General features: G+C 46.0%; 16 protein-coding genes. 13 read left to right on the top strand and 3 right to left on the bottom strand.

What is annotated here, in order from left to right:
- Positions 1-14 precede the first annotated feature (14 nt).
- Positions 15-1019, top strand: a complete 1005-nt coding sequence (locus HFD99_RS13815) for a LacI family DNA-binding transcriptional regulator (RefSeq protein ID WP_016821073.1) — start codon at positions 15-17, stop codon at positions 1017-1019.
- Between the two features lie 100 nt (positions 1020-1119).
- Here the strand turns inward: HFD99_RS13815 and poxB are convergent, their stop codons facing one another.
- Entirely contained in the window at positions 1120-2844 is a 1725-nt protein-coding gene (gene poxB / locus HFD99_RS13820) for a ubiquinone-dependent pyruvate dehydrogenase (protein WP_031463363.1), read from the bottom strand.
- Positions 2845-3158: 314 nt separating this feature from the next.
- Here poxB and HFD99_RS13825 point away from each other — a divergent pair, with 314 nt between their 5' ends.
- From HFD99_RS13825 to HFD99_RS13840, 4 genes are all read left to right on the top strand, one after another.
- The gene (locus HFD99_RS13825; protein WP_017428346.1) at positions 3159-4652 is read left to right on the top strand and encodes a tagaturonate reductase; all 1494 of its coding nucleotides are present in this window, start codon (positions 3159-3161) and stop codon (positions 4650-4652) included.
- A gap of 17 nt (positions 4653-4669) precedes the next feature.
- A complete protein-coding gene (locus HFD99_RS13830; protein ID WP_017428347.1) occupies positions 4670-6169 on the top strand; it encodes a UxaA family hydrolase in 1500 nt (499 codons plus the stop codon).
- Between the two features lie 123 nt (positions 6170-6292).
- Positions 6293-6739 carry an acetyltransferase gene (locus HFD99_RS13835; RefSeq protein WP_019687063.1) on the top strand — a complete coding sequence of 149 codons (447 nt, stop codon included), beginning with the start codon at positions 6293-6295 and terminating at the stop codon, positions 6737-6739.
- Between the two features lie 177 nt (positions 6740-6916).
- Positions 6917-7774 carry a DNA-binding protein gene (locus tag HFD99_RS13840; protein ID WP_016821078.1) on the top strand — a complete coding sequence of 286 codons (858 nt, stop codon included), beginning with the start codon at positions 6917-6919 and terminating at the stop codon, positions 7772-7774.
- Positions 7775-7942: 168 nt separating this feature from the next.
- Here HFD99_RS13840 and HFD99_RS13845 read toward each other — a convergent pair whose 3' ends face one another.
- Positions 7943-8833, bottom strand: coding sequence for a hypothetical protein (locus HFD99_RS13845; protein ID WP_167440919.1), 891 nt, complete (start codon positions 8831-8833; stop codon positions 7943-7945).
- A 255-nt stretch (positions 8834-9088) separates the two neighbouring features.
- Between HFD99_RS13845 and HFD99_RS13850 the strand changes: the two genes are divergently transcribed.
- The 6 genes from HFD99_RS13850 (at position 9089) to HFD99_RS13875 (ending at position 16337) form a co-directional block, all read left to right on the top strand.
- Complete coding sequence (locus HFD99_RS13850) at positions 9089-10057, top strand: ABC transporter permease (RefSeq protein WP_167440920.1); 969 nt, start codon at positions 9089-9091, stop codon at positions 10055-10057.
- A gap of 14 nt (positions 10058-10071) precedes the next feature.
- Positions 10072-10959, top strand: a complete 888-nt coding sequence (locus tag HFD99_RS13855) for a carbohydrate ABC transporter permease (protein ID WP_016821081.1) — start codon at positions 10072-10074, stop codon at positions 10957-10959.
- Positions 10960-10985: 26 nt separating this feature from the next.
- Entirely contained in the window at positions 10986-12632 is a 1647-nt protein-coding gene (locus HFD99_RS13860) for an extracellular solute-binding protein (protein WP_167440922.1), read from the top strand.
- Between the two features lie 44 nt (positions 12633-12676).
- Positions 12677-14599 (top strand): sensor histidine kinase, encoded by a 1923-nt coding sequence (locus HFD99_RS13865; protein WP_167440921.1) that lies wholly within the window; start codon positions 12677-12679, stop codon positions 14597-14599.
- Positions 14589-15389, top strand: coding sequence for a response regulator transcription factor (locus HFD99_RS13870; RefSeq protein ID WP_045243821.1), 801 nt, complete (start codon positions 14589-14591; stop codon positions 15387-15389). The genes HFD99_RS13865 and HFD99_RS13870 overlap by 11 nt, the downstream gene beginning before the upstream one ends.
- 135 nt (positions 15390-15524) lie before the next feature.
- Complete coding sequence (locus HFD99_RS13875) at positions 15525-16337, top strand: DUF3891 family protein (protein WP_039277178.1); 813 nt, start codon at positions 15525-15527, stop codon at positions 16335-16337.
- A gap of 129 nt (positions 16338-16466) precedes the next feature.
- On the opposite strand, the gene HFD99_RS13880 is transcribed toward HFD99_RS13875, so the two are convergent.
- On the bottom strand, positions 16467-16604 hold the full coding sequence (locus HFD99_RS13880; RefSeq protein ID WP_013370876.1) for a hypothetical protein: 138 nt from the start codon (positions 16602-16604) through the stop codon (positions 16467-16469).
- A 255-nt stretch (positions 16605-16859) separates the two neighbouring features.
- Here HFD99_RS13880 and HFD99_RS13885 point away from each other — a divergent pair, with 255 nt between their 5' ends.
- Positions 16860-18005: a glucose-1-phosphate adenylyltransferase gene (locus HFD99_RS13885; protein ID WP_016821086.1), complete on the top strand. Its 1146-nt coding sequence runs from the start codon at positions 16860-16862 to the stop codon at positions 18003-18005.
- Between the two features lie 23 nt (positions 18006-18028).
- The gene (gene glgD, locus HFD99_RS13890) at positions 18029-19132 is read left to right on the top strand and encodes a glucose-1-phosphate adenylyltransferase subunit GlgD (RefSeq protein WP_016821087.1); all 1104 of its coding nucleotides are present in this window, start codon (positions 18029-18031) and stop codon (positions 19130-19132) included.
- Positions 19133-19175 lie beyond the last annotated feature (43 nt).

Consider the following 19175-nt stretch of genomic DNA (forward strand, 5'->3'; position numbering starts at 1 on the left):
GAAAGGATACGTATATGGCAGCTACTATTAAAGACATTGCCAAACTGGCTAATGTTTCCCATACAACCGTCTCCCGGGCGCTCAATAACAGCCCGCTGATTAAAGAAGATACAAAACGCAAAATTATGGAGTTGGCAGAGCAGCTCAATTACATTCCAAATTACAATGCTAAAAGCCTGGTTCTCCAGCGCTCGCATACGATAGGCCTGTTTTTCACCAGTATTTCAGAAGGCACCAGCTCCAGTTTTTTTGCGGATACCATCCGTGGAGTTAACAACGTCATTGGGGTGGATTACAATCTGTTTGTGCGAGGAATTGACGATTACGCTGATTTTTCTGCTATTCATCGCAAGCGTTTTGATGGCATCATTCTGATGAGCCAAAGCGAAGCGGACAACCCTTTTATTTATCATGTGCTAGGTCAAGGCATTCCACTAGTTGTACTGAACCGGCAGGTGTCTGGCGCTGGGATTGTAAATGTGATTTCTAATGATAAGGAAGGCTCCTATGAAGCCGTTTCTTTTCTCATTGAAAGTGGGCATGAACGCATTGCGATTATCGAGGGGGTAGAAGGCTTCAAGTCGACCCAGCAACGCCGCGAGGGTTTCATGAATGCATTAATTGATCGTGGTAAGCCGATCCGACACGAATATATTGTGCAGGGTCACTATGATACGGAAAGCGGAAGTCTGGCAATGAAGCAACTGCTTGCCTTGGAAGAACCACCGACAGCAGTGTTTTGCTCTAACGATGATATGGCTATTGGTGCGATGAATGCGGTATTTGAAAATGGCTTGAAAGTACCGGAGGATATCTCTATCATTGGGTTTGACGATATCGGCTTCTCAATGTATACGACTCCACCGTTAACGACGGTCAAAAGACCGATTGAGCAGATTAGCGAGCGCGGAGCCGCTTGCATTCTGGAACGAATTCAGTCACCGTCCAATGAGGGCGAGCTTATATTTATGGAAACCGCGCTCATGAAGCGGAAATCGACGGCAGACAGACTACGCTGAGTTTTGTTATGTAAAAGAGGCAAGCCCCAAAGGGGCAGGAACAATGCTCAAGCACTGTTCCTGCCCCTTTTTTGTTGAAATGAGCACTTTCGTCATGTATTTAACGAAAGAGATTGGTTTTTGCCAGTTCAACAATCTCGTCTCCGCGTCCGTTCAGCACGGCTTTCATCATCCACAGCGTAAAGCCCTCTGCTTGCTTAAGATTAATTTTAGGTGGCATGGATAGTTCCTGACGGTTCACCACCACATCTACCACAACAGGGCCGTCATGAGCCAATGCTTGCTGAATGGCATCCTCCAGCATGGTCGGATCTTCAACCCGAATGCCCTTAAGTCCCATGGCTTGTGCTACAGCACCAAAATCAGGGTTAACCAGTTCAGTCCCGTTTTCCAAGAATCCGGCTGCTTTCATTTCCAACTCGACAAAGCCGAGAGCGCCATTGTTGAAAACAATAACTTTTACAGGCAGTTGATGCTGTTTTAGGGTGAGCAGGTCGCCCATCAGCATCGTGAGTCCTCCATCGCCTGAGAGGGCAATCACCTGTCGGTCAGGCTCAGTGGCTTGCGCACCGATCGCCTGCGGCAGTGCATTTGCCATCGTACCATGATTGAAGGAACCGAGAAGTCGGCGCTGACCGTTCATTTGCAAATAACGTGCTGCCCATACTGTGGGAGTACCGACATCACAAGTGAAAATAGCATTTTCCTGGGCGGCATCACTGATAACCTTGGCGAGATATTGCGGATGGATCGGCATATGACCTGGCTTACCAACCGCCAGATCGTCCAGCTCCTGGCGTACCTTGGCATAATGGGAGACGGTTTTTTCCAGATGCTTGGTATCATGCTTCGACGTTAAATGAGGAAGCAGCATTTCCAACGTTGCCCTTACATCCCCGCATAAACCATACGTCAACGGAGTTCGTCTGCCGAGATGGGAAGGATTTATATCTACCTGTAGGACAATCGCATCTTCAGGATAAAATTGTCTGTAAGGAAAGTCTGTTCCGAGCATGAGCAGGACGTCACAATCCATCAAGGCATGGTACCCGGAAGAATACCCGATCAGCCCCGTCAATCCAGCATAATAAGGGTTGTTATATTCCAGATATTCCTTGCCTCGCAGAGCGGATACCATGGGAGACTTTAGCTTGTCGCACAGCTGCATAAGCAAGTCGTGAGAGTGAGCACAACCAGCGCCACAAAGCAGCGTAATTCGTTTACCGTTATTTAAATATTCGGCCAGCCGGGAAATTTCAGAAGCGGACGGATGGACGACAGGTGCTGTGGGGTGATAGACATGTTCAGGAGTGGGCACCTTTTCCGCTTCCAAAGCTGCTACGTCACCGGGAAGAACAATGACGGAAACACCTGAACGTGAAACTGCCTCCTGAATAGCCATGGTCACTGTTCTTGGAATTTGACGCGGTGTCGTAATTACCTCACAAAAGTGACTGCATTCTCCAAAAAGATGCTCAGGGTGTGTAGCCTGAAAATATTCACTTCCGATTTCATCACTTGGAATATGAGCCGCAATAGCAAGTACAGGCACTCGATTGCGGTGGCAATCATATAAACCGTTAATCAGATGCAGATTCCCGGGGCCGCTACTACCGGCACATACGGCAATGCTGCCACTAAGATCAGCATCTGCTCCAGCTGCAAAGGCAGCCACTTCTTCGTGCCTTACATGAATCCATTCAATTTGACCATTGCTGCGAATGGAATCCACCATATTATTTAATGAATCTCCAACGATGCCATAGATCCGCTTGACCCCTGCATTAACTAAAACTTGTACAATAGTATCTGCGATTGTCTTCATAGATGCTCCTCCTGCCTAGTAAGTAGTGTTATCCTGCCCGTGCTTTCTTGCGTCTATTCTGCTGAAATGTATATATGAACAAGGTCTCGGGATAGGGTAATAGTTAGCCTTAACCGTCTTGGAACAGGTGCGAAACAACGCAAGAAGGACAATATACTTGCATATTTTTATATAAACGTATATGTTAACGTGTTCATATTATTGTCATTATTATTTTTTTAAACTAAAAATGTTGATAAAACTATTTTGTTAACGTGTGCATTGTGATAAAATAACGGTGAAATCATTATGGTACTAGTGGGAGGCTACTCCAGATGAAACATGTAGATGAATTAGACCAATTAAACAGAAAAAGCTTTATCATTACAGAACCACATCCCGAGAGGGTACTGCAATTCGGGGAAGGGAACTTCCTGCGTGCTTTTGTAGACTGGCAAATTGACAAAATGAATAAGCTGGCAGAATGGAATACAGGGGTTGTGATTGTACAACCGCAGCCAGGAGGCCTTGTGGAGAAGCTTAACGTACAGGATGGTCTCTATACGGTTATCCTTGAAGGAATTAAGGACGGGAAAGCCATGAAAGAGCATACCGTTGTGGAGTGCGTCACTCGTGGTATTAATCCATACGGCCCGGAATTCATGGAGTATGAAGCATTATCCCAAAAGCCAGAGCTGCGCTTTATTGTTTCAAACACAACGGAGGCAGGGATCGCTTATACACCTGAGGATCAATTGGAAGATCGCCCGCAAAAAAGCTTTCCAGGCAAGCTGACCGCCTTTCTGTACAAGCGCTTTCAATTTTTCAAGGGCGATCAAAGCAAGGGACTGGTCATTATTCCGTGCGAACTCATCGACCGTAATGGAGACGCTCTCAAGGAAATCGTGCTGAAATATGCGAACCAATGGGAGCTTGGGGCCGAATTTATTGCATGGCTAGAGAAAGCGAATACGTTCTGCAACAGTTTGGTGGATCGGATTGTACCTGGTTATCCCAAAGACCGGATTCATGAAATCCAAGCGGAATTGGGTTACAAGGACGATTTGGTTGTTGTGGGCGAGCAGTATCATTTATGGGTTATTGAAGGGCCACAGTGGCTTAAAGAAGAATTACCTGCTCATTTGGCTGGATTGAATGTACTAATTGTCGACGATATGGCGCCATATCGTACACGGAAGGTGCGCATTTTGAATGGAGCACATACGGCGCTTACCCCAGTAGCCTATCTATATGGCCTGGATACAGTGGGGCAAGCGGTCGAGCATAAGGTTATGGGCGAATATATCCAGTCGTTGATTCGAGAAGAAATTATTCCGACACTGGACTCGCCAGCAGCGGAATTGAATGTATATGCCGACGATGTGATTGAACGGTTCCGTAATCCCTATGTAAGTCATTATGTCATGAGCATCGCATTGAATTCGGTATCCAAGTTCAAGACACGGAACTTGCCATCCTTGCTACAGTATGTGGCACAGCGTAAGGCGTTGCCTGCCAAAATCGTATTTTCGCTAGCATCCTTACTCGTATTTTACCGGGGAGACAGAAATGGCGAGTCGATTGCATTGGCCGACGAAGCGGAAGTATTGAGCACGTTTGGCGAACTGTGGAGTACGTATGACGGATCTCTCGCTGGAGCGAAGCAATTGACCGAGCAGGTACTCAGCAAACAGACATGGTGGGGTCAAGATCTGAATCAGATCGAAGGGCTGGCTGAACAAACGGCGCAGCACGTGTATGAAATTACAAGCAGAGGAATGAAGGAGACGCTCGATTCTCTAACCGGGAACAGCGTACCCGGAGCATAAGCAAGGAGGAGACTGGAATGCTGGAATTCATTCAAATTCATGATCAAGATAACGTGGCTGTCGCTTTGCGTGATTACAAGCAGGGAGAGACGCTGGCATGGGGAGCACAACAAGAACAATGCGTGGAGCTGGCGGAGGATGTAGCGCGTGGGCACAAAATTGCGTTGCAGGACATCCCTGAAGGTGGGCATGTTCTGAAATACGGATATCCCATCGGTCATGCCATTCAGCCCATTCAGGCAGGTCAACATGTGCATACGCATAATACGAAAACGAATCTGACAGGTGTGGAGGAATATACTTACAAGCCTAAGCCAGCTCCTCATATTTATGAACAGGAGAGTCGGACGTTTCAAGGATTTCGGCGCAAGGATGGTCGTGTAGGGATTCGCAATGAGTTGTGGATTGTGCCGACGGTAGGCTGTGTGAACGGAATTGCCGAACTCATTTTAAACCGCTTCAAGCAGGAAGTGGGAGATATCTCACCTTTTGAAAATGCACTTGTGCTCAAGCATAACTATGGATGTTCTCAGTTGGGCGACGACCATGCACATACGCGCACGATTTTGATTGATGCAGTGAAACACGCGAATGCGGGTGGCGTACTAGTACTTGGTTTGGGCTGTGAGAACAATGAAATGAAAGAATTTAAAGAAGCCATCGGGGAATATGACGCGGAGCGGGTGAAGTTTTTACTTTCCCAGGAGGTGTCGGATGAAGTGGAGGAAGGGGTAAGGTTGCTCCATGAAATTTTTGCAGCTGTGCAAGAAGATCGTCGCGAAGCTGTACCTTTGTCTGAGCTGAACATCGGCTTGAAATGCGGTGGCTCTGACGGCCTGTCGGGTATTACTGCCAATCCACTGCTTGGACGACTGTCGGATTATATGGCAGCGCAGGGTGGAACGACCGTACTGACGGAGGTACCCGAGATGTTCGGCGCGGAGACGATTTTAATGGAGCGCGCTGCCGATGAGCAAGTATTCGATAAGATCGTACATTTGATTAACGATTTCAAACAATATTTTCTGGATTATAAGCAGCCAGTATACGAAAATCCGTCACCAGGCAATAAAGCAGGCGGCATCACGACACTGGAGGATAAATCACTGGGCTGTACGCAAAAATCCGGGTCCTCCACGGTCACCGATGTTATTCAGTACGGGGAGCGTCTCAAGACCAAGGGACTTAATCTGCTCAGCGCGCCGGGGAACGATCTGGTTGCTTCTTCAGCGCTTGCTGCAGCGGGCTGTCAGCTCGTCATATTCACAACCGGGCGAGGCACGCCTTTTGGCTCGTTCGTTCCGACGATGAAGGTGTCGACCAACTCGCCGCTATATAAGGCTAAACCTCACTGGATCGACTATAACGCTGGTTCACTGGTGGAGGATGTCAGTATGGAAGATGCGCTACGCAACTTTGTTGATTACATTATTGATGTAGCCAGTGGAACCTGGGTGAATAATGAGAAAAACAATTTCAGGGAGCTTGCTATCTTCAAAAATGGTGTTACATTGTAAAGGGTTGTAACCTAAAGGAGGCGGAAGAATCCGCCTCCTTTTTGTGTTTGAATGCTGCTAAATACACATGTTAGACTTACTGCAAACCATACTATACGGATATTCGCATAAGGGGGAAATACAGTGCCACATGACATTATTGCTTATCGAGAAGAAAATCATGATCAACTCGTAGATATTTGGCTTCGTGCAGTACGCCAAACGCACACATTTTTGTCTGAAGAGGACATTCAATTTTACCATCACATCGTAAGTAACGGCGCTTTTAGAGAAATTGAGGTTTGGGTAGAATGTACTGAACTTCAGGAGCCCACGGGTTTTATCGGGCTGGACGGGCAGAAAATAGAGATGCTGTTTGTCGACCCAGAACGGCATGGACAGGGCACAGGCAGCCGACTTATCAAGCATGCTGAAAAAATAAAAGGGACGCACCTCAAAGTAGATGTGAATGAGCAAAACGAGAAGGCGCATGCTTTCTATAGACATTATGGCTTTAAACAAACAGGACGATCTGCGCTGGATGGATCAGGCCGGGCATTTCCGTTGCTTCATATGGAACTGAACAAATGAATGCTCTATAGGATCTACATTTTGAAAACTGGAATATTTTATAATTTCCCTTGTCATATGTTTGATTTCATGATATAACTTAATTACGTTATAAATACGTAATTAAGTTATTTTTGATTGGGATATAGATCATGGTTTGTTTGATGAGTACAAAAGTCGGACAAGGAGGTGGGGAGGGTGGATGATCTTGTTCACTCCGACATCACAGATCTAGACACACTTGTTAACATGATTAAGCTGTCCTTTTCGTTTATGGATGGTACCCATATGATCGCTTTATGCGATCAGCTGTATTACCACGTCAACCAGAAGTATCAAGAGTGGCAGCTCTACAAAGCATTCAAGAAACCTATACAACCGATACATACCAAACGGCCGTTAGTCTACTATTACGGCTACAGTCATCTTATGAAAGGCATGGCCTTCCAAAAACAGGGCAAGTATGAGGCCGCCCGAGATTGCATTGAAAAATATGCAGAGTTAGGCTGGTTTAATGGTCTCGATCCATATGGAGAAGCAGAAGTGGATTATTATCGCCATGCTGCGAGAGCTAATTTATATGCTCTTGATATTTTGTCAGGTCGTTCCGAAATGTTGCAGGAATACGTTCAATTTCTTCGTGACAATCCGGAAGAGCTGTTACCAGGACTTCTTTCCATTGTTGAGGGAGCGACCAGACACGACTATCCTTTGGAGCGCGTGCTTGAATCATTTGCCGAACAAATTGAGGATTTTAAATATTTTGAAGAGCCTGTGAATGTTTCATATTATTTTCGCTTCTGCTATCAGTTGGCTCTTTATTATATAAAACTGCGGCAGTTTAGGGTTGCGTTGGGCTATATCCTGCAATCTCTCAAGCTGTCCGATACTCTGGGTATGGAACATGAGCATGAGTTTAGGAAATGTACTGCTATATTTGAGATTTTCAGATCCCAAGCTACGGCAACACAGCAAGACCAATATATAACTATTCTAAAAGGAGTGTTAAAGGATGAAAAAATTGATTTCACGCCCGTTGTCGCTCAGTCTGTTTAGTTTGCTGGTGTTTGTTACTAGTCATGATCTCATCACCGTGTTTTATCATGGAGCCAATCATTAATAAGTGAGAATGGTAAAAAGTAGGATGTTTTGATTAACCAAATAGCAAGTAAGCTCATGAAGATCAGAGCTTGCTTGCTATTTAGCGTTTTTTATGAGGAATATTTAAGCGGTTGTAGGCTTGTGCAACAAACCTTGTTCTAATGGATGCAATGAAATCCTTGTCTGTTGGTAAGCGGGGAATGTGTCTTCTGTACTGTATGATCCAATTTTTAATGCTGCGTCCAGTGCTCGTAGCAAGCAGCCCACGAATTGCTCTGGCGAAAAGTAAATGCTTTTCCCGACCATATGAATGTGAAGCTCGTTATGGTCACGGTTGCTTACAGACAGTAATAAACCTTGACCCTGAAAACCCGTACCGATGGCGCGTACTTTGTTTATACCTGAAAGTAGTATTTCTGTTTTCAACGCACGTCCTTGTTCCTCTACAAACACAGATATCAGCCGTTTGTCAGTAACGATAACAATTTGGTTACCCTGAAACGTATGGCTAAGGTGTAGGAAATCTTTATACACTCCAATAGTTTGCTCATGCGGAGAGACAATCCCCATCCGTACAAACTCATCCAACTCTGTGACGTCGGGCTCCTGATGATTTTTAATTCGTTTTTTGATACTGAATTGAATGGTCAAGATCCCCAAGATAGCTATAAGAAAAGCACTAAGGCGGACGTGGTATATAAAGAACATCAAAACGATAAAGCCGCCGAGTAACCACTGTCCCCAAGTCAAATAACGCAGCTTTTGTTGTGCCGTACGGCGATAATAACCATAGCCCTTTCCTGGCTGATACTCTTTACTTAACTTTGTCATACCGCGTAGCATGGTCAATCCATAAATCGATAGGACTGTCATCCCGAGCCCCAGGAGGGTCATAAACCATTCCTGAGCTGCCACGCCGACTAAAGTACACAGGCCAAACATGAAGAACCCTGCCCAGCAGGCAAACCTTTTAATCCGAACCTGTTTCTGAATCGAACGAACTAATTCTTCCATTCTTAATCCTCCTGATCTAGGTACATAGGTAATGATTGGAATTCTATATAGTCTTATCGTACCATCTGATAGTCTTTTTCGTAAATTAATAGAAATAGAAAATCCAAGGGCTGGAATAATTTTTTTGCGTATTGTCCTATCTTCACCTGAACTTTAGACACCAAAATCAAAAAATCCAGTACTACTCATTAAAAGCAGAAGCCCCTAAAATAATTAATGTAAGTGCTTACATTATGGAGAAGGGAGGTCTTCTGTATGAGTACAGGATGGAAGAGTCCACAGCCACAGCCGCAGCCGCCGATCCGATCGGGGAGATGGACGTCACTAGCCCGCAGATGGAGGGGGCAAAAACATTTGCAGACCATGGCACTGCTTGGAGTGGTATGGATGATTATTTTCCATTACATTCCGATGTACGGCATTTTGATTGCTTTCAAACATTTTGACATTATTGGTACTATATCAAGCGCACCATGGGCGGGGTTAGAACATTTTCGTGCCTTCTTAGAGGATGATAGCTTCTGGTATATTGTCAAAAATACACTGGGCATTAGCCTGCTCAAGCTGGCAATCGGGTTCCCGTTACCTATTGTGTTTGCTCTGTTTCTAAATGAAATCCGGTCTACGCGGTTTAAAAAATCCATTCAGACCATTTCGTACCTTCCTCACTTTCTATCATGGGTCATTCTTGGCGGAATTTTAACCACATGGCTGGCAGATACCGGGATGATCAATCAACTGTTGCTGGCTTGGGGCTGGATCGACCAGCCGATTAGTTATTTAGCGGAGCCAGGCTATTTTTGGACTATCGTCGTCAGCTCGGATATTTGGAAGGAGCTTGGATGGTCAGCTATTATTTATTTGGCAGCCATGGCGGGCGTATCTACGGACATGTACGAAGCAGCCACCATTGACGGAGCGGGACGGTTTCAGAAAATGTGGTACGTCACACTTCCCGCCATTAAGGGCACAATATCCATTTTGTTTATTTTAGCGGTCAGCGGCATATTGAACTCCAACTTTGATCAAATTCTTGTCCTGCGTAACTCGCTAAATGAAAGTGCAAGTAATGTAGTTGATATTTATGTATATCAGGTGGGCATTCAGCAGGGACGCTTCTCGTATTCTACTGCGGTGGGATTGCTAAAATCAGTTCTTGCTCTCATTTTGCTGCTGATAGCCAATTCGGTGACCAAACGGATGAATAATACCTCTCTATTTTGAAGGAGGACGGATGTATGCAGTTATTGCGACGCAGAACAGCAGGCGAAGCGATATTCGATTTCTTCAACAACATCTTCATGCTGGTTATTTGTTTTGTGACCTTATATCCCGTGTGGTATGTGCTGGTGAACTCCTTTAACGAAGGAGCTGACGCAATGCGAGGCGGCATTTACTGGTGGCCGAGACTCTTTAGTCTGGATAGCTATCAGGCTGTTTTTGCCAACAGCGGCATCATGACTGCGATGGGGGTAACGGTTGCCAAGACGCTAATTGGCACGATTGTACATGTGTTTTTTACCGCAATGATTGCATATGCATATTCCCGTAGAGAGCTGATCGGGCGTAAGCTGTATATGCTGATCGGCACCATTACCCTATTTTTCGGTGGAGGTTTGATTCCTACGTATTTGCTGATCCGTGATCTTGGGCTGCTGGACAGCTTTTGGGTGTACATCATTCCTGCAATGTTCAGCTTTTTTGACCTTATTATTTTTATGGCTTTTTTCCGGGAGCTGCCGGATGCGTTGGAGGAGGCGGCGAAAATAGACGGTGCTAACGACTTCAGCATCTTCTGCCGGATCGTACTTCCTGTATCGATGCCTGTAGTAGCGACCATTTCGTTGTTTCATGGGGTGTACCAGTGGAACGATTATTTTACAGGAATGATCTATATCAATAATACGGATCTTCAGCCGATTCAGACGTATTTGTACCGAGTTGTTGCCCAATCCAGCTCTAATCAAATGATGTCTGCCGCACCCGGGATTGTCGCCCAGTCCGTTACTTCGCAGTCCATCAAGCTGGCGACGATGGTCATAACAACGTTGCCGATTGTACTTGTATATCCATTTCTGCAAAAATATTTTGTCAAAGGGCTAATGATCGGCTCGGTTAAGGGCTAGCATATCATCCAAAGGGGAGATTTATGATGAACATTCGCAAATGGCAGAAGGGGCTGTTAGCTGTTGTTCTACTGGTAGGAACGCTCGTGGGATGTACATCCGGTGGAAGTGGCGCTGTCACGGAATTGAAGGACGAGAAGACTAAGGCTTCGGCAGATGCGCCAGGCTGGAAGGCCGATACAGAGCCGATTACGTTTGACTGGTATTTAAATTTTTCCTGGTTCCCGAACAAGTGGGGGACGGATATGACTTCGAAATATGTGACGCAAAAGACTGGAGTCAATGTCAATTTTATCGTACCTGCTGGGAATGAAAATGAAAAGCTGAATACCATGCTCGCCTCCGGTAAGCTGCCTGATTTTGTCACGCTTGGTTGGGGGGAAGATGCGGTCAAAAAAATGATCGAGGGCAAGATGGTTCTCCCGCTTAACAAGCTGGCCGAGAAATACGATCCGTATCTGATTAAAATGGCTGACCCGGCCAAAATGTCCTGGTATCGTCAAACAGACGGGAATGTATATGGGTATCCCAACGCGTCCTCTTCACCGCAGGACTACCAAAAATACGGCCAAAATTTTGTCTCCAATCAGACGTTTATGGTTCGGAAGGATATGTATGAGGCGATTGGCAAGCCGGATATGAGAACACCGGAAGGATTTTTGAAAGCGCTTCAAAAAGCGAAAGAGAAATTTCCAGAGGTGAACGGTCAGCCGTTGATCCCGATAGGGTTCCACGAATTTACGGATAACGGGAATTATTCTTTTGAAGACTATTTACTCAATTTTCTAGCCATTCCGCATGAAAAGGATGGGAAGTTGTACGACCGTCGTTCAGACGAAGAATACATTCGCTGGCTTAAAACATTCCGTCAAGCAAATGAGCAGGGCCTGATCGCCAAGGACGTATTTATCGACAAACGTCCGCAAATGGAGGAAAAGGTGGCACAAGGCCGATATTTTGCCATGCTATATCAGCGTTCCGACTTTGCTACACAACAGGTGATGTTACATGCGAAGGACCCGAACTCCGTCTACATTGCGGTGGATGGACCCTCCAACAGTAAGCTGGACCCGCCGACGCTGGCCGGTCCGGGCATTTCCGGTTGGACGGTGACGCTCATTTCGAAGGATGTCAAAGACAAGGAGCGGGCTATTGAATTTCTGACTTATCTGATTAGCGAGGAAGGGAACCGTGATCTATATCTAGGGGAGCAAGGAAAGCTGTGGGACACGGTTAACAGTAAGCCAGCCTTCAAGCCGGAGGTACTGGAACTGCTGAACAAGGATCGCTCTGCTTTTGACAAAAAGTATGGCGCCTCCTTCACTTTCTGGATGCTGATGGATACGAATATGAATTTGCAGTGGGCGCCGCCCAGCGTCGAGCCGTATAAGCAGCCGGAAGATTGGACGAAAGGCAAGACCCACAGCTTCTCCCAATATGAAAATATCAAACCGACCGGAACCTCGGCAGAAGGCATTGCTTCAGGCCAGATAGACAAAATTTGGGGCAAGGCATTACCGAAGCTGCTGCTAGCTTCCTCGGATGAGGAGTTCGATCAGCTGTTTGCCCGCTTTTTGGAAGACCGCAGAAAAGCAGGCTATGACAAAGTAATGGCTTATCAACAAAAAGCCTATGAGGAAAACCTCAAAAAAATGGAACAGTTCACAAAATGATCTCGCTCAATCATTTATCTATTGAATGTTAAGGATGTGATTTCATGTCAGGCCGTGTACGTTCACAGCTGAAGAGCCTGCTGCGCCGCCATATATGGCAGTGGCTGACGGATACGGCCGATCGGCTAGGCGGTTGCTCCCTTCAAGTCAAGCTCATTGTCGCTTATATCGGCGTCATTTTAATCCCGGTGGTATTGTTCTCGCTATATACCTTTCATCAATTGTACGAGAACACCATGCATGACATTACCGTACAAAATCAGTATGTACTGGATACAGAGCTGGCCCAGATTCACAGCAATATGGAAATTATGGAGCGGACCGCACAGCTTGCGATTTCAGATCGCAACGTACTTCGTTATCTAACCGAGGAACGTGAAATAAGCAGCGATGAACTGGTTCAATTCAACTTAAATGTGTTTCCCAATTTACAGCACTTGCTGTACAGCAATCCCAACGTAGAGAATATCCGGCTGTATACGAGTAATCCCCAGGCACATGAAATATGGCCCATGATTTTCAATGAATCACGCCTGCCCAAGGCTTCCTGGCTGACAACGGCTCAACATCAGCAAGGAAAAATATGGTGGGATATATACAAGGGACCTAAGAGCTTATTGCTGGGGCAAGCAGGGCAGGAAAGTGAAGCGGTACGGTATATAGCATTGCTGCGTGAAATTCAGGCTAGCGGGGGAAAACACGCAGGCTTGGTGGAAACCAACATGAGGCTGGAGCTCTTTTCACCTAGAGTATTCGGAACCGCACCACGTGATTATGCATGGCAAATGTTCATCCTGAACGGTGGAAAATCAGTGTCTTCTACCGATATAGCTACAGCTTCCTTTCAACCTGATCCCATTCCGATCCCTCTGTCCCATGTGCACCATCTGTTACAGTCCCGCGTTCAGGGACAGGGTGGTGCTTTTGACTTTACCTATGGAAATAAGCCCTATCTTGGTTTGTACCGTTATATAGAAGGACTAGATGCCTATCTGCTAAATGTAGTGGCGCTGGACGGTCCGCTGGGTGACCTTCGTCAAAAACGCAATGCCATGCTGCTCATTATTTGTATATTAATATTGCTAATGTCCGTCATTTCTTATACCTTGCACGCCCTTATTCTCAAGCAGCTGCATACACTGCGTGAATCTATGAAAAAAGTACAGCAGGAGGGCGACTTTCAGCTTACAATCCCGGTATATGGGCGGGGAGAAGTCGCGGAGCTAGCACTATATTTTCGCAGTTTGCTAAGTCGGATTAACGTGCTCATTACTGAGGCTGTACAGAAGCAGGCCGCTGCTCAGGAGGCCGAGCTACAGGGACTCAAACATCAGATTGATTCCCATTTTCTCTATAATACATTGGAAAATCTAAAAATGATGGCGGAGATCGAGCGACAGTATCCGCTGTCGGATGCGCTCACCTCCCTTGGTTCGATGATGCGCTATAATCTCCAATGGTCTGGGTCGTGTGTTTCTTTGCGGGATGAAATCCGTCATATTCAGCATTATGTAGCCATTATGAACATCCGCCATGATAACCAAATTGCACTGGACATTCGCCTGTCGTCGACGTTTATGGAACTGGAAATACTGAAAATGTCGCTGCAGCCTGTAGTCGAAAATGCGATAAAGCACGGTTGGAGTGCATTACAAAGCCCGCTGCGCATCACCATTGAAGCCTTCTCCAAGCAAGATATCGTTGAACTGCGTATACAGGATAACGGAGTGGGGATGTCTGAAGAAAGAAAAAACGCCATCATGGCTGGTCTGGAACAGACGTATATGGGTTCCCACGAGCCAGGGGTAAATAGGGGGATCGGTTTGTATAATGTGCATCGCCGTTTGAGTATGCAGTATGGCCTAGGGTTTGGCATAAAACTGGCCAGCATTCCTGGACAATCGACGACAGTAACCCTGATTTTGCCTAGACGTCACATCACGAGGGGGGCGAACCATGACGACTAAGCTGTTGATTGCAGATGACGAGAAGAACATTCGAATGGGGCTACAAGCTATGATCGAACGGGAGTATTCCGATCTCTATGAATGCGTGCTGGTCAAGGACGGAGGCGAAGCCTGGCAGCATGTAAAGGAGTTTTCACCCGAGTTGGTGATAACAGATATCCGTATGCCTGTTATGGATGGAATTATGCTGATGCAGCATATTCGCAAGCTGGAGCCAAGAGACAGACCTTTGGTAATCATTCTCAGTGGATATGACGAGTTCCAATATGCGCGCGAAGCGATTCGTTGTGGAGCGCGGGAGTATTTGCTGAAGCCGATCGTGAGAGAGGAACTGTTCAGTGCGTTAGCAGTTTTGAACGAAGAATTACAGCAAAGGAACTCTCTAATAAACGATTGTGTGAATAGCGGGGAGATAGATAGACTGACTGGAAGAACGAACGTTGCTAGTGCGATTGCCGATAGAAGCGGCAGCTTGACGAGAGCAATCCAGTACATCCATGCTCATTTCAGCGAGGATTTGAACATGGCGGTAGTATCTAATGTAGTATCCTTGAATTATACGTATTTTAGTCAGGCGTTCAAAGCCTATACAGGTCTTAGTTTTGTTCAATATTTAAAAAGGCTGCGCATTGCAGAAGCCAAAAAGCTGCTAGGGCGTCAAGAGGGTAAGATTTATGAAATTGCGGCTACTGTGGGCTTTGACAATGCCAAGCATTTTAACAAGGTGTTCCGTGAAATGGAAGGGATGACTCCGCAGCAGTTTCGGCTGAAGAATCTAAGGGGTAATTGAAAGTAAGGATGGAGAAAACTTCACTGCCTTTTTACCCTTATGCTGATATAATGAATGAAGGTAAACATAACCATGGCCTTCGATCAGAAAGTTTGTACACATATCAGATAGACGCCTAACGGAAGGGGATAGCATATGGTTATTTATGAAACGGATCAAGCTTATATCATGACGACGCAGCATGACCATGCCCGTATTTCAGGTGAGTTGGCTTCACAATGGGAAGACAGTGCCTTTAAAAATAGACGTCATAAACAGGATTTTATATATGCAGCGAGGGAGCATGACCGGGGTTGGATTAGGCTGGACGCTGCTCCTTTCTGGAATGATTATGTGTCAGCACCTTATACGTTTATCGATTTTCCGCTTAGTCCACGTTTTGTTTTTTATCGTCTCGGGATTGATGAAGTCGAGCAAGAGAATGCGTATGCGGCGTTGCTGTGCAGCTTGATGTACAAGGAGCTCGTCGGACGGACCGAGCATGAAAAAGCTCAGGACAAGCAGATTACGCATGCTTATCAAGAGGCGGAGGAACAGCGTCGCCAGAGGCTCAGACAGGAGTTGGCATGCGGTGTAACCTTCGAACATCAAGTGCGGACGGATGTACGGAGAATGTTGTTTTGCGACGAATTGAGTCTGTTTTTATGCAGCCGAGAGCCGGGTACCCCTACAGCAGATTATGAATGGTTTGCTGAAGGTTTGAGCTTCCCGGCTGTTCGTCATGAAAGCGGACGGGTTCGGGCTGAGTGGTTATCGGACCAGACAGTAGGTCTGTCCTTTTTCCCTTTCAAGGGCAAAGTAGAGATTACTCATACCTTCAAGAAGGTGAGTAAAGAGAACATTCGTACCTCGGGTCTTCTAGAAGCGTACCGTTCCTCCGAATGCACGCATCGAACCTTTACCATCGAACATATCATGGAAGTAGAAGAGCAAAAGGAGAATGCCTGAACGTCTAATGATTCAGCCTCGAACCGATGTGTTGTGCATTGTTCGTGGTTGCTGAGTAGCGTCAGAGCAGAGCCTCCCTGAACAATTTTTCAGAGAGGCTCGTTTGTTTTCTGGCTTTAAAATTTACGATTAAGATTTTGCAGATGTTTTTGCACGGTTGACCATCGTCTGTACCTTATTCAACACCTTATCACGCGCTCCTTTATTTTTCATCAGATACGTAACACCCATTCCCAATGCTGCTACTACCCATTTTTTATTCTTCATCAATAACGCCTCCTTATGATCATGTTGTCATACGCTAATGCCTAAAAAGCATCCAAAATGTGAAATGATGAACGGGATTTTACGATTTAGTGATTCCTTGCACTCGTTCCGCATAACTATGATTTACCCTTTCCATCACATCTTACCCGTTCCATTGGTAATGAAACGATTACGACTGTCTTTTCACGTTTAATGGATATTATCAAATATCCTGCCACAATTGCTTCAGACGCACATGACAGGGAGGTCTTTGTTATGAGAAAGAAGGAAGTGGTTGCCATGCTGCTCGCCGGCGGACAAGGCAAAAGACTCAAAGGACTAACCCGCACACTGGCCAAACCGGCAGTATTTTTTGGAGGAACTTATCGTATTATTGATTTCCCTCTCAGCAATTGCTCTCATTCGGGAATAGACACCGTGGGCGTATTGACCCAATATGAGCCGTTGGTGCTTCACTCCTATATCGGCGTAGGCAGCGACTGGGATTTGGATCGCCTGGATGGAGGAGTTTTCGTTTTACCACCGCACGAGAAAGAGAATGGAAACAATTGGTACCGTGGGACAGCGGATGCGATTTATCGGAACCTGCATTTCCTGGATCAGTATGACCCGGAGCATGTGCTCATTCTGTCAGGGGATCACATTTATAAAATGGATTACAGTCGAATGCTCCACTATCACAAGGAAAAGGGAGCCGATTGCACCATTTCTGTTATCAATGTCACGATTCAGGAGGCCCAACGATTTGGGATACTGAACGCCGATGAGGACCTGAAGATATACGACTTTGAGGAGAAGCCTGAACAGCCGAAAAGCACATTGGCCTCTATGGGTATTTATTTATTCAAATGGGATGTGTTGCGTCACTACTTACTGGAAAGCGCAAGTGATTCTGAATCTTCACATGATTTTGGTAAAGACATCATTCCGCTATTGCTTCAGCATGGCCGGTCGCTGTATGCATACCCGTTTGCTGGGTACTGGAAGGATGTGGGCACCATTCAGAGCTTGTGGGAGTCTAATATGGATCTTCTGGTTCAGGACCCGCCGCTAGATCTGAATGACCCGTTCTGGCGCATCTATACCCGCAGCCCCAATCAACCTGCCCAGTATATCACCCAGCGGGCGATCCTGAAAAACAGCATCGTAAATGAAGGCTGCATGGTGGATGGAGAAGTAAGACACTCCGTACTGTTTTATGGGGTTGAAGTCGGTGAGGGGAGCGTTATTACCGATTCTGTCATCATGCCGAATGTAAAAATCGGACGCAATGTACGTATTCACCGGGCCATCGTGAATGAGAACATGGTTATTGAAGACAACGCAGTCATTGGACCTGAAGATAGCCTAGATGAGATTATTTTGTTCGATCAGGAAAGCCAGCTTCACGCACGAATATAACTCGGATAAGGACGGTGTCCGCTATGAGCCGGCTCATTGGAGTGATCAACCTGGATCACGAATTGGATCAATTGAAGGAGTTGACTTATTTCCGGTGTGGGGCAGCAGTACCCTTTGCTAGTCGATATCGGCTCATTGATTTCACCTTATCCAATATGATGCATGCAGGGATGCAGGATATTGCACTGTTTATCCGCCGCAAATACCGTTCGCTGCTGGATCATTTGGGTGAAGGTCGGCCATGGGATTTAGACCGCAGAAGGGGTGGGTTGTTTATTTTGCCACCGGACTGGAACGATCCGACGGACACATCACGTGGGGACTTGCAGCATGTGCACAATAATCTGGATTTTTTCCATCGCTCATCGGGGCAAACCATTGTACATGCAGGAACTCAGCATATCAACAAGGTTGATTTAGAGGATGTATACCGATATCATCTGGAAAAGAATGCGGATGTCACCCTCGTATATAAACCCATTCACCAGCTCGAAACTGAGCATGCACCGTGTGTACGGCTGGAGATTGACGACAGCGGACGAGTGACCGGTATTCATCAGGAGCAGGATCATCATAATATTTATCTAGAAATGTTTGTGATGGACAAAAGCTTGTATCTGGATCAGGTAAAGCATTGCATTGCTCATCAGGATAATCATTTCTTTCGCGATGCGATTCAGAAAAATCCAAGTGGCCTGCGCATCTACGCGTATCGCTATGATGGTTATCATGCAGTTATTAATTCTATCGAGAGCTATTATAAAAATAGCATGAAACTGCTGGATCAGGAGCAATATCAAGCCCTGTTCCAGAATCAGCCGGTGCATACCAAAATTAAGTATGAAGCTCCGACGCGTTATACGTACAGCGCCGAGGTGGATCATTCCCTTGTTGCCAATGGCTGCACCATTGGGGGGAAGGTCGAGAACAGCATTCTTTTTCGTGGCGTGCAAGTAGAGGAAGGCGCGCGGGTAAGTAACTCGATTATTATGCAAAAATGCATCATCCGTAAAGGCGCAGTTGTGCAGAATGTGGTTTTAGATAAGGATGTACAGCTTTCACCAGATCGAACTCTGATTGGAGACATTAAAGTTCCCTATGTGATTGCCAAGAATAGCGTGATTTAAAAGATCATACTTAGCCATTAAAACGGAATTAACAGGAGGTACC

The organism is Paenibacillus sp. EKM301P (assembly GCF_011800295.1).
GTDB lineage: Bacteria > Bacillota > Bacilli > Paenibacillales > Paenibacillaceae > Paenibacillus > Paenibacillus polymyxa.